The sequence below is a fragment of the Micromonospora sp. URMC 107 genome (assembly GCF_051386315.1).
Classification (GTDB): Bacteria; Actinomycetota; Actinomycetes; order Mycobacteriales; family Micromonosporaceae; genus Micromonospora.
This window is the reverse complement of the sequence record NZ_JBPQTK010000003.1, coordinates 52,489-66,724: the sequence shown is the minus strand read 5'-3', so window position 1 is coordinate 66,724 and position 14,236 is coordinate 52,489. Positions and strand designations below refer to the sequence as shown.

Annotated in this window: 15 protein-coding genes and 1 pseudogene; 10 read left to right on the top strand and 6 right to left on the bottom strand. The window is 72.5% G+C overall.

Annotation, left to right across the window (positions count from 1 at the left end):
• Positions 1-36 precede the first annotated feature (36 nt).
• From ACSNN9_RS01105 to ACSNN9_RS01095, 3 genes and pseudogenes are all read right to left on the bottom strand, one after another.
• Positions 37-783, bottom strand: a complete 747-nt coding sequence (locus ACSNN9_RS01105) for a GtrA family protein (protein WP_436670779.1) — start codon at positions 781-783, stop codon at positions 37-39.
• A 64-nt stretch (positions 784-847) separates the two neighbouring features.
• Positions 848-1,381 carry a GtrA family protein gene (locus tag ACSNN9_RS01100; protein WP_358085601.1) on the bottom strand — a complete coding sequence of 178 codons (534 nt, stop codon included), beginning with the start codon at positions 1,379-1,381 and terminating at the stop codon, positions 848-850.
• A 175-nt stretch (positions 1,382-1,556) separates the two neighbouring features.
• Positions 1,557-1,640, bottom strand: a pseudogene (locus ACSNN9_RS01095) (GtrA family protein); the annotation flags it as partial.
• A 136-nt stretch (positions 1,641-1,776) separates the two neighbouring features.
• Here ACSNN9_RS01095 and ACSNN9_RS01090 point away from each other — a divergent pair.
• The 4 genes from ACSNN9_RS01090 to ACSNN9_RS01075 all read left to right on the top strand — a co-directional run bounded on the left by ACSNN9_RS01090 (position 1,777) and on the right by ACSNN9_RS01075 (position 6,648).
• A complete protein-coding gene (locus ACSNN9_RS01090; protein ID WP_436670740.1) occupies positions 1,777-3,618 on the top strand; it encodes a phosphoenolpyruvate carboxykinase (GTP) in 1,842 nt (613 codons plus the stop codon).
• A 43-nt stretch (positions 3,619-3,661) separates the two neighbouring features.
• Positions 3,662-4,522, top strand: coding sequence for a hypothetical protein (locus ACSNN9_RS01085; protein WP_436670739.1), 861 nt, complete (start codon positions 3,662-3,664; stop codon positions 4,520-4,522).
• Positions 4,523-4,703: 181 nt separating this feature from the next.
• Entirely contained in the window at positions 4,704-5,846 is a 1,143-nt protein-coding gene (locus tag ACSNN9_RS01080) for a geranylgeranyl reductase family protein (RefSeq protein ID WP_436670738.1), read from the top strand.
• A gap of 31 nt (positions 5,847-5,877) precedes the next feature.
• A complete protein-coding gene (locus tag ACSNN9_RS01075; RefSeq protein ID WP_358085483.1) occupies positions 5,878-6,648 on the top strand; it encodes an isoprenyl transferase in 771 nt (256 codons plus the stop codon).
• 78 nt (positions 6,649-6,726) lie between these two features.
• On the opposite strand, the gene otsB is transcribed toward ACSNN9_RS01075, so the two are convergent.
• The 3 genes from otsB to ACSNN9_RS01060 all read right to left on the bottom strand — a co-directional run bounded on the left by otsB (position 6,727) and on the right by ACSNN9_RS01060 (position 8,608).
• On the bottom strand, positions 6,727-7,551 hold the full coding sequence (otsB, locus tag ACSNN9_RS01070) for a trehalose-phosphatase (protein WP_436670737.1): 825 nt from the start codon (positions 7,549-7,551) through the stop codon (positions 6,727-6,729).
• A 100-nt stretch (positions 7,552-7,651) separates the two neighbouring features.
• Positions 7,652-8,005 carry a hypothetical protein gene (locus tag ACSNN9_RS01065; protein ID WP_357873271.1) on the bottom strand — a complete coding sequence of 118 codons (354 nt, stop codon included), beginning with the start codon at positions 8,003-8,005 and terminating at the stop codon, positions 7,652-7,654.
• Positions 8,006-8,167: 162 nt separating this feature from the next.
• The gene (locus ACSNN9_RS01060) at positions 8,168-8,608 is read right to left on the bottom strand and encodes a helix-turn-helix domain-containing protein (protein ID WP_436670736.1); all 441 of its coding nucleotides are present in this window, start codon (positions 8,606-8,608) and stop codon (positions 8,168-8,170) included.
• A gap of 264 nt (positions 8,609-8,872) precedes the next feature.
• Here ACSNN9_RS01060 and ACSNN9_RS01055 point away from each other — a divergent pair, with 264 nt between their 5' ends.
• From ACSNN9_RS01055 to ACSNN9_RS01030, 6 genes are all read left to right on the top strand, one after another.
• Positions 8,873-9,217 carry a hypothetical protein gene (locus ACSNN9_RS01055; RefSeq protein ID WP_358085493.1) on the top strand — a complete coding sequence of 115 codons (345 nt, stop codon included), beginning with the start codon at positions 8,873-8,875 and terminating at the stop codon, positions 9,215-9,217.
• A 31-nt stretch (positions 9,218-9,248) separates the two neighbouring features.
• Positions 9,249-9,578, top strand: a complete 330-nt coding sequence (locus ACSNN9_RS01050) for a hypothetical protein (protein WP_436670735.1) — start codon at positions 9,249-9,251, stop codon at positions 9,576-9,578.
• A gap of 379 nt (positions 9,579-9,957) precedes the next feature.
• Positions 9,958-11,373 (top strand): PhoH family protein, encoded by a 1,416-nt coding sequence (locus tag ACSNN9_RS01045; protein ID WP_436670734.1) that lies wholly within the window; start codon positions 9,958-9,960, stop codon positions 11,371-11,373.
• Positions 11,374-11,649: 276 nt separating this feature from the next.
• Complete coding sequence (locus tag ACSNN9_RS01040; RefSeq protein ID WP_436670733.1) at positions 11,650-12,348, top strand: lytic transglycosylase domain-containing protein; 699 nt, start codon at positions 11,650-11,652, stop codon at positions 12,346-12,348.
• Positions 12,349-12,461: 113 nt separating this feature from the next.
• Positions 12,462-13,115, top strand: coding sequence for a rhomboid family intramembrane serine protease (locus ACSNN9_RS01035; RefSeq protein WP_436670732.1), 654 nt, complete (start codon positions 12,462-12,464; stop codon positions 13,113-13,115).
• 114 nt (positions 13,116-13,229) lie between these two features.
• Positions 13,230-14,198 (top strand): NAD(P)/FAD-dependent oxidoreductase, encoded by a 969-nt coding sequence (locus ACSNN9_RS01030; RefSeq protein ID WP_436670731.1) that lies wholly within the window; start codon positions 13,230-13,232, stop codon positions 14,196-14,198.
• Positions 14,199-14,236 lie beyond the last annotated feature (38 nt).

Here is a 14,236-nt window from a genome sequence, read left to right as displayed (position 1 = left end):
GCGGTCGGGCCGGTCGGGGCCGCGGTGGTGCGTGGGTCAGCGGCGTGGCGGGCGGCGGGTGCTGGCCTGGAGCTCGGCGGCCAGTTCCGCCTCCAGCTCCCGGTCGAGGGAGCCGCCGAGGCCGGCGTCGAGCGGGGCGGGGCGCCCCTGGACCGGGGCCCCCGGACCCGCCGCCGGCGCGGGGTCGGCGCCGGGCGCGACGCGCGGGACGGGCCGCGCGGAGCCCGGCGGTGGTTCGGACTCCTCCAGCTCGGAGATCGACTCGGCCAGCTCGGCCACCGGGTCCATCTCGGCCATCGTGTCCCACTCGTCGCGCGGGATGCTGTGCCACGTCTCGGCCGCGTGGGCCGGCGCCGGTTGGAAGACGAACGTCCGGTAGGACCAGAACCGGAACAGCGTCGCGAGCAGCACGCCACCGGTCTTCGCCACGTTGAGGGCCAACAGGCTGGTCAGGCCCAGCCCGTACTTGGCGGCGGCCAGGACGCCCAGCTCGATGAGCAGGCCGGCGCCGTTGAAGAGGAAGAAGAGGGCGTACTCGCGCCGCATGGCTGATTTCGGCCGATCGCGGTACGTCCAGTGACGATTCATCAGATAAGACGTGATCGTCGCCACCACGGTCGCGATGACCGTCGCCTTCAGTTGACCATCGACGAAAACGGTCAGTGCGAGCGCATTGAACACGGCGTAATTGATTACGGTGTTGACGCCGCCGACGATTCCGAACTTGAGCGCCTCGTGGATGAACTTCTGCCAGCGCTCAGGCAGCAGACGGACAAGACGCATGCGGAACACCTTAGGGCAGTGGGCGGGGCCGGCAGGCTCCGGCCGGGACGGGGTGGGCGGTAGGTCACGCCCGGTGGTCTCGGTCGTGCTTCTCTTCCGGAACGGTCGGGGTTCCCGCTTCGACGAAGACGAACCGTCGGTAGGACCAGAACCGGAACAGCGTCCCGAGGCCGGTCCCGACGATGAAGCTGGCGATGTTGTCGGCCAGTGGGGTCTGGAACACCTCCGGCCAGATGCTGCCCAGGCCGTAGCGGCTGACCGCCAGACAGGCCACGGCGATCCCCAGGCCGACGCCGTTGAAGAAGAAGAACAGCGCGTACTCGCGGGCCGGGTTGGAGCGCTTGCGGTGCCGCCACGTCCAGAACCGGTTGCCGACGAACGCGACGGAGGCCGCGACCACCGTCGAGATGGTCTTCGCGGTGACCTGCTCGACGCCCCGCACGCTCGTCAGGTAGTTGAAGAGCGCGAAGTCGATCAGGAAGGCGATCCCGCCCACGGTGGCGAACTTGCTCAGCTCGCGGACCAGGTGGCCGAAACGGTCCACCAGCGAGCGGACCAGACCCGGGCGGGTCTGCCGGGAGCCGGGCTCCCCGGTCATCGTCGCGGCCACGACGCGAGCCTACCGGCTCGGGACATCCCGCACGGGTAGCAACGACGGACCGCTTGTCCGGGTGTGCGCCTGTGGACAGAGCGTAACGGGACCGGGCGGCGCTCCGGGGCGGATCGCGGGTTCCGCCGGCGGGACGCGGCCGACCCGGCCGGTGAGGTTTCCCCACAGGATTTGCGTGAAACTGCGCGTGAAAGCGGGTATTAGCTCGTGATGCCGCAGCGTGCCCGCACCTTGTGCAGTTCTTCACAACCAGTCCCACTGACTGGTGACCTCGCCCGGTTTACGCTGAGGCCAATCCCAGGTTTCCACGAAGGCGACGCATCGCGCCGTCAAGACTCGTGCATCCCATAGATCGGTCAGCGTCGACCACAAGGAGATGTGTCATGGTTGCTCCGGCTACCGTTCGGGGTATCGATCAGGCCCCGACGTCCCACCCCAAACTGCTCGCCTGGGTCCGTGAGGTCGCTGAACTGACCACCCCCGACCGCGTCGTCTGGGTGGACGGGTCCGACGAGGAGTGGCGCCGCCTCACCGACGAGCTGGTCGAGGCCGGCACCCTGATCCGGCTCAACCCCGAGAAGAAGCCCAACTCGTTCTACGCGCGGACCGACCCGACGGACGTCGCCCGGGTCGAGGAGCGCACCTTCATCTGCTCCGTCGACGAGGCGGACGCCGGCCCCACCAACAACTGGATGGCGCCGGCCGAGATGAAGCGGACGATGACGGAGCTGTACCGCGGTTGCATGCGCGGGCGCACCATGTACGTCATCCCGTTCTGCATGGGCCCGGTCGAGGCCGAGAGCCCCATGTTCGGCGTCGAGATCACCGACAGCCCGTACGTGGTCGCCTCCATGCGCATCATGACCCGGATGGGCGCCAAGGTCCTGGAGGCCATGGGCGACGACGCCGACTTCGTCCACGCGCTGCACTCCATCGGCGCCCCGCTCGCCCCCGGCCAGCAGGACGTGGCGTGGCCGTGCAACGAGACGAAGTACATCTCGCACTTCCCGGAGACCCGGGAGATCTGGTCCTTCGGCTCCGGCTACGGCGGCAACTCGCTGCTCGGCAAGAAGTGCTACTCGCTGCGGATCGCCAGCGTGATGGGCCGCGACGAGGGCTGGCTCGCCGAGCACATGCTCATCCTCAAGATCACCTCGCCGGAGGGGAAGGTCTACCACGTCGCCGGGGCCTTCCCGTCGGCCTGCGGCAAGACCAACCTGGCCATGCTGGAGCCGACCATCCCGGGCTGGAAGGTCGAGACCATCGGCGACGACATCGCCTGGATGCGCTTCGGCCCGGACGGCCGCCTCTACGCGGTCAACCCGGAGTACGGCCTCTTCGGCGTCGCGCCCGGCACCGACTGGAAGACCAACGCCAACGCGATGCGGACGCTGGACCGCGGCAACTCCATCTTCACCAACGTCGCCCTGACCGACGACGGGGACATCTGGTGGGAGGGCATGGGCGAGCCGCCGGCGCACCTGGTCGACTGGAAGGGCAACGACTGGACGCCGCAGAGCGACAGCCTCTCCTCGCACGCGAACAGCCGGTTCTGCACCCCGATCACCCAGTGCCCGATCCTCGCCGAGGACTACTACGACCCGAACGGCGTGCCGATCGACGCGATCCTCTTCGGCGGTCGCCGCCGGGACACCATCCCGCTGGTGACCGAGGCCCGCGACTGGGTGCACGGCGTCTACATGGGCGCGACGCTCTCCTCGGAGACCACCGCCGCCGCGTCCGGCGCGGTCGGCGTCGTCCGGCGCGACCCGATGGCGATGCTCCCGTTCATCGGCTACCACGCCGGCGACTACTTCCGGCACTGGATCGAGATGGGCAAGGGCACCGACGGCGACGAGTCCAAGCTGCCGAAGATCTACTACGTCAACTGGTTCCGCAAGGACCCGGAGGGCAACTTCCTCTGGCCGGGCTTCGGCGAGAACTCCCGGGTGCTCAAGTGGATCATCGAGCGGATCGAGGGGCGCGCCGAGGCGGTGGAGACCCCGATCGGCATGGTCCCGGCCCAGGACGCGCTCGACGTCGAGGGCCTGGACATGACCCCGGAGGACGTCCGGATCGCGCTGAAGGTCGACCCGGAGGAGTGGCGCAAGGAGCTCCCGATGGTCACCGAGTGGTTCGAGAAGTTCGGCGACAAGCTGCCAGGCGTGCTCTGGGCCGAGCTGGACGCGCTGCGCGCCCGGCTCGACGCGGCGCCGCAGCGCTGAGGACAGGTGTGACCGAGGCCCCGACCGGGCATCATCGGATCCCATGAGGACGGCCGCCGCGACCGAGGTCCGGCGGCCGTCCGCCGTCCGGGCCCTGACCACGCTGCTCGCACTGACCGCGGCGGCCACCGTCGTGGTCGAGCTGCTCAACTGGTGGTACGCCCCGGAGCAGGGCTTCGGGCTGGCGGTGCGGACGGGCTGGGCGATGCTCCGGTCGCTCGGCTTCCTGCTACTGATCGGGCACGTCCGTCGGGGCCGGACGGTGGCCCGGCCGTTCGGGCTGATCCTGGCGGTGACCACGGTCTTCGCGGTCGGCCGGCTGATCGTGCCCCGGCAGGGGGTGCCGCCGCTGCCGGGGCTGCTCGGGTTCGCCCTGCTCACCGTGCTCTGCGCCGCCGTGGTCTGGCTGCTCTACCGCTCACCCGCGGTGGCCGGGCACCTGGTCCGCCACCGGTCCCGGCTGGTCATCGACCGCGAGGGCATCTCCTGGCGGGAGACCCCGCCCCGCCGGCCGGAGGTCAGCGGTTGGCTGCTCACCAGCCGGGTCGCGGCCTTCACCTACAGCCCGCTCATGCTGGTGCCGGCGCTGGTCGCCGGCGGCGCGGTGCTGGACGACCGGCTGGCCGCCGTGCCCGCCGTGCTGGCCTGGTTCGGCGCCGGGATCGTGACCAGCTACGCGGTGCTCTTCTGCACCGCCTTCCTGATGCGCGGCAAGGGCTGGGCGCGCACGCTGCTGGTGGCCGTCACCGCGGTCGTGCTCGCCGTGGACCTGCCGCTGTGCTGGTGGCTGCTCGGCCCGGACGGGCTGGTCCGCGACGGCGGCCCGCTGGTGGCTGCCGCCGGGCTGACGCTCTACGGCCTCTGGCGGGCCACCCGCGCCGAACGGCTCGCCCGGGCGGCGTAGCGCCGCCGGTCCGCCCGGCCGAGCGGGCCGCTCGGACCGAACGGGCTGCCAGCGCGAACTCGTGCCGCAGGTGCGGGCGGCACCGGGACGACCTGGCGACGTGCCGGGCGGGTTTCGGGGCGGCGCGCGTCTGCGGCGGCAGGATGACCGGAGGAGCCGGACCGGCGGTGGGAGGCGACGCGTGGGCGAGGAGTTCGACGTGGTGGTGGTCGGGGCCGGCCCAGCCGGGTCGGCCGCCGCGCTGGCGGCCCGGCGGGCGGGAGCGAGCGTGCTGCTGCTGGACCGGTCCGACTTTCCCCGGGACAAGGCGTGCGGGGACGGCATCGCCGCGCACGCGCTGGACGTGCTGGACGAGCTGGGGGTGCCCGACGCGGTCGCCGGGCACGCGCCGCTGCCGGCGCTGCGGCTGGTCGGGCCGGGCGGCGGCACCGTGGCCCGGGCGCTGCCCCGGCCGGCGTACACCGTGCCCCGGATGGTCTTCGACGCCCGGCTGGTGGCGGCGGCGGTCGCGGCCGGCGCGCAACTGCGCCGGCACGTGGTGCGGCACGTCGAGGTCCGGACCGACCGGGTGGTGCTCGACGGCGGGTTGGCGGCGCGGGCGGTGGTCGGCGCGGACGGCGCCGGGTCCGTGGTCCGGCGGGCGCTCGGGCAGCGACCGAACCCCGACCGGCACCTGGCGCTCGCCATCCGGGGGTACGCCCCGGCGCTGCCCGGCCCGCCCGAGCAGCTCATCGTCACCTCGGCGGCGCGCTGGCCGGCGTACGCCTGGTCGTTCCCGATCGGGGACGGTCGGGCGAACGTCGGGTACGGGGAGGTGCTGCGGGGCGAGCCGCTGACCCGGGCGCACCTGGTCGACCGCTTGGGCGCGCTGCTGCCCGGCACGGACCCGGCCACGGTCACCGACCTGCGGGCCCACCACCTGCCGCTGTCGACGCACCGTCCCGCTCCCGGGCGCGGCCGGCTGGTGCTCGCCGGCGACGCGCTCTCCCTGATCAACCCGTTCACCGGCGAGGGCATCTTCTACGCGTTGCTCTCCGGCGCGCTCGCCGGCGCGGCGGCCGCCGGCTCGCCCGAGCAGGCCGCCCGGCGGTACGCGGCGACGCTGCGCCGCCGCCTCGGCACGCACCTGCGGCACAGTTCGCTCGCGGCGTGGTTGGCCCGGCACCGGCAGGTGGTCGACGCGGCGGTCCGGGCGGCCCGTAGGGACGACCGGGTCTACCGGACGGTGGTCGAGCTGGGGCTGGGCGACGGGCGGCTCGACGCCCGCACGCTGGGCATGATCGGCGTCGGTCTGTCGGCGTGGGAGCGGACTCCGAGGCGGTGAACCGCCGCGAAGGTCGCTACGCTGCAAGGTGATGACTCTGCGGGACCTGATCTACTCGGTGTACGAGCGTCGCCTCACGGCGAAGCTCGCGGGCAAGCCGGTGCCCCGGCACGTCGGCGTGATGTGCGACGGCAACCGCAGATGGGCCCGGGAGATGGGCTACGTCGACCCGAACGACGGCCACCGGATGGGCGCCGTCAAGATCAAGCACATGCTGGGCTGGTGCAACCAGGCCGGCATCGAGCATGTGACGCTCTACCTCCTGGCCACCGACAACCTGCGCCGGCCGGCCAAGGAACTCGACCCGCTGCTCCAGATCATCGAGGACCTGGTGGTCGAGCTGGCCGAGGAGGGCAATCCCTGGCGGCTGCGGATGGTCGGCGCGCTCGACCTGCTCCCGGCCTCGACCGCCGCCGCGCTGAAGGCCGCCGAGGAACGCACCCGGGACCGCAGCGGCGGTACCGAGGTCAACATCGCGGTCGGCTACGGCGGCCGGCGGGAGATCACCGACGCGGTGCGGTCGCTGCTGCTGGAGTACGCCGCCTCCGGCGGCACTTTGGAGGAGCTGGCCGAGGTGCTGGACGTCGAGCACATCGCCGAGCACCTCTACACCCGGGGCCAGCCCGACCCCGACCTGGTCATCCGGACCAGCGGCGAGCAGCGCCTCTCCGGCTTCATGCTGTGGCAGTCGGCGCACTCGGAGTTCTACTTCTGCGAACTCAACTGGCCGGACTTCCGGCACATCGACTTCCTGCGTGCCCTGCGCTCCTACGCCAACCGCCAACGCCGCTACGGCGCCTGACCCGGCCTGCGGCCCCCGGCCCCGGCTAAGGGGCTTGACGCGGTCGGGTGGAACCGGCCCCGGTCGGGCGGGAGCGCGTCAGGTCAGGTGGCGGGTGGCGTCGGTGAGGAAGGCGCCGAGGGCGGCGGGGGAGTCCAGCGTCAGGTCGGCGGCCTCCGCGACCTCGTGGCCCGTCTCGGGGTTGGCGACGGCGACGCAGACGCCGAAGAAGTGCGGATCGGCGGCGGCCCGGGCCCGCAGCGCGGCGAACGCCTTGATGTCGGAGACGTCGTCGCCGAAGTACCAGGCGCCCTCGGCGTCCCGGACGATCTCGTCGATGACCATGCCCTTGTCGCGGTCGACCGGGGGCTTGAGCTCCAGCACCATCCGCCCGGCCTGGACCTTGAGCCCGAGCCGCTCGGCCTGGGCCCGGCCCCACCGCTCGACGGCCGCGCCGAGTTGCGGCGCGGTGCGCCAGTGCAGCGCCACGGAGAGCCGCTTGTACTCCACCAGCGCGCCCTCGGCCAGCTCGGCCCGGGCCAGGTCGGCCAGCTCGGCCATGGTCGGCACCCACGGCAGGGCCGCCGGCTCCGTCACGGTCTCGCCGCCGGAGTGGCTGTGCTCCAGCCCGTAGAGGCCGTACAGGTCGACGCCGGCGAGGCCGCCGAAATGGTCGCGGAGGAAGTCGACCGGGCGCGCGGAGACGATCGCGACCCGCCGGACGACCGGGGCGAGCGCCTCGATCGCGGCCAGCACCTTCGGGGCGGGCCGGACGGCGGTGGGATCGTCGTCGACCGGCGCCAGGGTGCCGTCGAAGTCGAAGAAGAGGACGGTCCCGGCCGACCTCCCGGCGGTCGTCCGCCAGGCCTGGTCGGCGTCCAACGGGATCCTCGGCTGCTGGTTGCCCAGATTCAACGGCGGCACGCGCGTCAGCGTACCCCGGGCGGGGCGGCTCAATCCCCGGCCGAGAGGTGCCCCCGGCCGGCACCGGGGGGCGCGCGGTCGGTGTGCGACGGGCCGACGGTCAGCGTTCGGCGGCTCCCCGTCCCCGCCGGCCGAACGGCACGACGGCGGCCTCCTGGCCGTGGCTGAGCAGGTAACCCTCGACGAATCCGCTGTTGCGGTCGCCGGTGCGTTCCTCGATCTCCGCCAGTCGGCCGACGAGGAAGTCGGTCAGGGCGCTGACCCGGTTGTCGAGCCGGTCGTGCAGCTCGGCGACCACGGCCAGGACGACCGCGGTGCCGGCGGAGGTGAGCGCGAGGAGGTTGACGAGCAGGGGAAGCTGCCCGCCGTTGACCGCCAGGGTCACCACGTTTCCGGTCACGCCCAGTGTCAGCGACACGGTGGCGATCACGACTGCCATCCACTTCAGGGTCATGGACAGACCCCTCCTTCTGTCCCGCAGGGCTGGGTTCGGCCTTGTCCCGTCCCCCCGCCGACGACGAGCCCAAGCAGTACGAGTACGGACGCTAGCGCGCCCGTTCCGGCCCCGGAGCGAAACGAATGAGTCTGACCTGCCGTTCTTTCGCCATCTGAGGAACTAGCCGGCCTGTTTCCCTCGTTTTCGGACGTCGACCGGAAGGGTGGGGCGGTACGCGAGATATCTGATGGTTTCCCGGATGTGGAACTTCTCCGCGTCGGAGACGTCGGGGTCCACGAGCCGACGCAGCAGCGCCTCCACGTCCGGGTCCATCGGCGGCGGGGTCGGGGTGCTGCGCGGGGCGGCCGCCCGTTCCCAGCCGAGCGCGGCGAAGGCGGTCGCGGGGCTGAGGCCGAGGCCCTCGCAGAACGCGACCACGCGCTCGGCCTCGGGGTCGCTCGCCCAGTCGCCCCGGACCCAGCGGTTGATGGTCTGCCGGGAGACGCCGGTGCGACGGGACACCTCGGTGCCGCTCCACGCCCGGGTGGCCCGGGCCTCGTCGAGCGCCCGCCGGACGAAGGTGGCGAAGGCGATCTTCCGTGCGTTGGCCGTCTCGGTCACCTGGTGACGGTACGACCATCCGGCCACCGGTGCGTGTCCTGGCACGCTGTTGTCACGCGGACGTGACGCGGTGTTCGAAGTGCCGGTAAACGATCCGGCACCGCTCCTGAGGGGTGTCACCTGGGCAGAATAGATGCCCGTAGAGGTCGCGGTAAACAGACGAAAAGCTGATACTGTCACGTCCATGGGACATTCTACGGTGTGTCACGTGCATGAGACGATCAGTGCTCACATGCGTCACGCCCCCGGCGCGAGGGGGGTGTGGTGACCGAGCTAGCCACCCGTGCCCAGGCCTTCGGCCTGATCGCGGAGGGGGTGGCCACGGGCCTGAGCGCGCCATGGCGGCTCTACCTCGCCCGGGGCTGCCGTTACCTGTCACTCAGCGTGGGCGACCGCACCGAGTGGGACGCCTGGCGTACCCACCTCGGCTGCCCCGAGGTCAGCGTCCGGGTGTACGACGCCGGCGGGGAGATCCGCCGCTCCTCGGTGGCCGAGGTCGTCCTCGACGGCTGCCGGATCAGCGTGGAGCTGGTCGAGGAGGTCAGCACCGACGACCTGGACCGGCTCCTGGTGGCCGAGCCCGCCCCGACCGAGCCGGAGGAGCGATGACCAGGGACCCGCGGCGCACCGGAGCCGCCGGATGAGCCCCTTCCTCGCCGTCTTCCTCGTGCTCGTCCTCGGCGCCACGAGCTACGCGGCCGGGCGGCTGCACGGTCAGCTCAGTTACCGGATCGGCTACCGGTTCGGCTACCGCCAGGGCTACTTCGACGGCGACCGGGGGGCCTGGAACCGGCGTCGCCGCGACGCCCAGGCCGCCATCGCGTCCGCCCTGGCCGGCCCGGCGCCCGCCACCACCGACCGGGTCACCGGCACGGTGGTCCGGCCCGGCACCACGTACACCGGCTCGTCGTTCTCGGCGCCGGTCGCCGGGCGGCAGCCGGCCGGCACGCTGGTCCGGCGGACCGGCTGAGCCCCGGTCGGCGGGGAGCCCGAGGCCCCGTCGACCGGAACCAGGCGCGGTGCGTCGTCCGCGGCGGACACGCACCGTCGGGACCACGTCAGACCGGTGACGGTGGTCCCGCCGGCCGGGGTGCGCGCAGGGGGCATGCATCCCGGCCGGTTCCGCCGCCGGCCGAGTTCACCCGCCGGTCCCCGGAGATCCACGTCCGCCCTCTAGCCCACGAGGGCCGACGCGGCTAGCGTCTAGGCATGGCACGGGGTTCTCCCGGGCCAGCCGGTCCGCCCGGATCTGCGACCTCGCGCACGGGGTTCCGCATCCGACCCCGTGTCCCCGGGCACCGGAGGAGGCGGAACACGGGTGGCGGGTGCCCATCCGTCGGAGCAGGCCTGTGACGACTCGCCGTACGCCCGCCGGGACCGACCAGACCCCGGCCGCGACTGCCACGACCCGCCGCGCCACCCGGAGCCGCCGCAGCGCGTCCGCCGCTCCGGTCGGCAGCGAGGAGCCCCGACCAGCAGGCCAGGCGTTCGTCCTGGACACCTCGGTGCTCCTGTCCGACCCGGCGGCCTTCCACCGCTTCGCCGAGCACGAGGTGGTCCTGCCCCTCGTGGTCATCTCCGAACTGGAGGGCAAGCGACACCACCCGGAGCTGGGCTGGTTCGCCCGGCAGTCCCTGCGCATGCTGGACGAGCTGCGGGTCCGGCACGGGCGGCTGGACATCCCGGTGCCCGCCAACGACTCCGGCGGCACGCTGCGGGTGGAGCTCAACCACTCCGACGGCGGCGTGCTGCCGCCGGGGTTCCGCACCGACTCCAACGACGCCCGGATCCTCTCCGTCGCGTTGAACCTCGCCGCCGAGGGGCGGGAGGTGACCCTGGTCAGCAAGGACATGCCGCTGCGGGTCAAGGCCGCCTCGGTGGGCCTGCGGGCCGACGAGTACCGGCACGGCCAGGCCAGCGACCCCACCTGGACCGGGATGGCCGAGCTGGAACTCGCCGAGGAGCAGATCGGCCGGCTCTACGCCGGCGACGCGCTCGACCTGGACGTCGCCGCCGGGCTGCCCTGCCACACCGGCCTGGTGCTGCACTCGGGCCGGGGCTCGGCGCTCGGCCGGGTGCTGCCCGACAAGACCGTACGGCTGGTGCGCGGCGACCGGGAGGCGTTCGGGCTGCACGGCCGCTCGGCGGAGCAGCGGATCGCGCTCGACCTGCTGCTGGACGAGTCGGTGGGCATCGTCTCGCTGGGTGGGCGGGCCGGCACCGGCAAGTCGGCGCTGGCCCTCTGCGCCGGGCTGGAGGCGGTGATGGAGCGCCGCCGGCACAAGAAGGTGGTCGTCTTCCGCCCGCTCTACGCCGTCGGCGGCCAGGAGCTGGGCTATCTCCCCGGCTCGGAGTCGGAGAAGATGTCGCCCTGGGCGCAGGCCGTCTTCGACACCCTCGGCGCGGTGGTGCACGAGAACGTGCTGGAGGAGGTCACCTCGCGGGGGCTGCTGGAGGTGCTGCCGCTGACGCACATCCGGGGCCGCAGCCTGCACGACGCCTTCGTGATCGTGGACGAGGCGCAGTCGCTGGAGCGTGGCGTGCTGCTGACGGTGCTCTCCCGGATCGGCCAGGGCTCCCGGGTGGTGCTGACCCACGACGTCGCCCAGCGAGACAACCTCCGCGTCGGGCGGCACGACGGAGTGACCGCGGTGATCGAGGCGCTCAAGGGCCATCCGCTCTTCGCCCACGTCACCCTCAGCCGTTCGGAGCGCTCGCCGATCGCCGCGATGGTGACCGATCTCTTGGAGGACATCCCGCAATGACGGTCGCTATGTAGGGGTTTGTCCGCATTCTCGTTGTGGTGCAAGTCACAATACGGGCTCTTGGTTTCCCATCAGTCCCACCGTGCGCGATGGTGTCCCACGAGCGCCCACGTACCGAGAAGATCGTTGGTGATCGTTCGTCACAGGACACGCCAGCCTCCACCGGGGTACGTCGGCTGCGACCGGCACCGGGTCGGGGCGCTCGCGACGCGAGACGCATCCCACCCGGGGTGCCACCCCGCGCCGTGTCCTTGCACCCGACGAAGGGACCACTTCGTGAGTCGGCTGTGGAGCCGGTTCGGCGCCCGTACGGCCGCTGTCGCGCTGCTCTCCGTGGGCGTCGCCGGCGGTGTCTACCTGGGTGAAGACCGACAGACCCAGCAGCAGGGCCTGACCGCACAGGTCGGCGCCGCTGTCGAGCAGGCCGAGACCGAGTACCAGCATGAGCGGCAGGCCGCCCAGCAGGTGCAGTCCGCGAAGCAGCGGGCCGCCGAGTACCAGGCGAAGCTGCGCGCCGCCGCGGCGGCCAAGGAGGCCGCCAAGCGGGCCCGCGAGGCCGAGGCCGCCGCCGCGTCGCGGAAGAAGGCCCGCGAGGCCGCCGCCAAGGCCGCGGCCGAGAAGGCCGCCGAGAGCAAGCCGTACGAGGGGCCGATCCCGGCGTCCTGCGCCGAGTTCAGCGGCAACCGCGAGGTCGGCTGCGCGCTCATGGTGAAGGCGGGCTTCGGGATGGACCAGTTCCCCTGCCTGAACAAGCTCTGGGACAAGGAGAGCGGCTGGAACCACAAGGCCCGCAACCCCTCGTCCGGGGCGTACGGCATCCCGCAGGCGCTGCCGGGCAGCAAGATGGGCTCCGTCGCCGACGACTGGCAGACCAACCCGGCGACCCAGATCAAGTGGGGCCTCGGCTACATCGAGGGCCGCTACGGTTCGCCCTGCAAGGCCTGGGCGCACTCCCAGGACGTGGGCTGGTACTGACCGACCCTTCGAGGGCGGGGTGTGTGGGGGTCCACACATCCCGCCCTCGTCGTTCCGGGTACGGATCGCCGCAGAAGTGGCGGCTTCGCCCGCCACCTGATAGCTCTTGACGGGTGACCCTGCACCCGGGAAGCGGCGACCCGCACCGGTTCGGCACCGAGGCGTTCTACGCCGCGCTCGGCCGGGCCTTCGTCGCCATGTGCGCGGTGGTGCCGTTCCTCTTCCTCATCGAGGCCCTCGACCAGGGGCTCACCGCCGGCTTCGACACCGCCGCCGGCATCATCCCGAAGCGCATCGACGGGCTCGACGGGGTCTTCTTCTCGCCGTTCCTGCACCACGGCTTCGACCACCTCTACAGCAACAGCATCCCGCTGATCCTGCTGGGCACCTTCGTGCTCGCCGCCGGCGCCCGCCGCTTCCTCTGGTCGACGCTCGTCATCATCCTGGTCAGCGGGCTGGGGGTGTGGTTCACCGGCTCGTCGACCTCCGTGGTGGTGGGCGCGAGCGGGGTCATCTTCGGCTACCTCGGCATCCTGCTGACCCGGGGCATCGTCGAACGGAGCTGGTGGAACTTCGCGGTCTTCCTGCTCGTCGGCCTGCTCTACGGCTGGCAACTGGTCGGCATCCTCCCCACCGACGAGCGGATCTCCTGGCAGGGCCACCTGTTCGGGCTGCTCGGCGGGGTGGTCGCCGCGATCATCTTCCGGCGTCGCCGGGGCGACCTGGGCGGCCCCCACCGCTCGGAGTCCACGCTCACGATGCCCTGAGCGCCGACGCGCCGCCACCAACCGAGCACGGGACGTCCTTGCCCGGGCGTACCGCCGGCCCTACCGTCGGTGTCAGGACGCGTTGATCCGTGAGCGGAAAGCGACGGTACGCCCATGCGCGAGGTCGATGTCGCGGTGATCGGGGCCGGCCCGGCCGGACTGTTCGCGGCGTACTACGCCGGATTCCGCGGGCTCTCCGTCGCGGTCGTCGACGCGCTGCCCGAGCCCGGCGGCCAGATCACCGCCATGTACCCGGAGAAGCTGATCCACGACGTGGCCGGCTTCCCGGCGGTCAAGGGGCGGGACCTGGTGGCCAGCCTCGTCGCCCAGGCGGCTCCCTTCGACCCGTGCTACCTGCTCGGCACCCGCGCCGAGAAGCTCTCGTACGCCGACGAGCGGCCGGTGCTCGGTCTCGCCGGGGGCGGGCAGCTGCGGTGCGGGGCGGTGGTCGTCACCGGTGGGCTGGGCAGCTTCACGCCCCGCCCGCTGCCGGTGGCGGAGCACTTCGCCGGCGCCGGGATCGTCTACTTCGTGCCGCAGCCGGCCGAGCTGGCCGACCGGGACGTGCTGATCGTCGGCGGCGGCGACTCCGCCTTCGACTGGGCGTCGACGCTCCAGCCGCTGGCCCGCTCGGTGACGGTGGTGCACCGGCGGGAGAAGTTCCGGGCGCACGCGGCCACCGTCGCCCGGGTGCTCGGGCTGCCGGTGCGCGTGATCGTCAACGCCGAGGTGACCCGGCTGCACGGCGACGGCGCGGTGACCGGCGCCGAGATCACCGTACGCGGCGGCGCGGCGGAACTGCTGCCGGTGGACACGGTGGTGGCCGCCCTCGGCTTCACCGCCGACCTCGGCCCGCTGGCCGAGTGGGGGCTGCGACTGGACCGCCGGCACATCGTGGTCGACAGCGCGATGGCGACGAACCTGCCCCGGGTCTTCGCGGCGGGCGACATCACCGAGTATCCGGGCAAGGTGCGGCTCATCGCGACGGGCTTCGGTGAGGCGGCCACGGCGGTCAACAACGCGGCGGTGGCCATCGACCCGAGCGCGCACCTGTTCCCCGGGCACTCGTCCGACGGCGCCTGACGTACCGTCACCGATACTGTCCGGCCGCGACCGGTGCC